This window comes from Muricauda brasiliensis, assembly GCF_003057865.1.
Classification (GTDB): Bacteria; Bacteroidota; Bacteroidia; order Flavobacteriales; family Flavobacteriaceae; genus Flagellimonas; species Flagellimonas chongwuensis.
In genome coordinates this window covers 1-337 of record NZ_QBTW01000049.1, presented here as the reverse complement: position 1 = coordinate 337, position 337 = coordinate 1, and the positions used below count along the sequence as shown (strand labels likewise).

General features: G+C 64.7%; 1 protein-coding gene. It reads left to right on the top strand.

What is annotated here, in order from left to right; translation table 11 throughout:
- Positions 1 to 19 precede the first annotated feature (19 nt).
- The coding region (locus DCK90_RS16895; RefSeq protein WP_159075879.1) for a hypothetical protein at positions 20 to 337 on the top strand (318 nt) is incomplete at its 3' end.

Sequence of the window (337 nt, the reverse complement as noted above, 5' to 3'; positions counted from 1 at the left end):
CGCAGGCGAAAATGGCGCCATGGCCATCTGCACGGGCACAGGGGCCGCAACGGACCTGTTCGGCGCCCTTGGCGGCACGCCCGATAACGGGGGCACCTGGAACGATGACGATTCATCCGGAGCGGACCTTACCGACCCCACCGACGTGGACCTTTCCGCTCTTTCCGCAGGCACGTACAACTTCACCTATGCATTCGCGGCATCAGGTGGCTGCCCGGCCGATTCGGCCACGGTAACCGTGGCCATTACTGCACCGGAGGACACCCTCTTCGACGCCCTCTCCGATGGCAACGTCTGTGTGGCGGCCGACCTGCCGACAATTGCCTCACTGCCAACG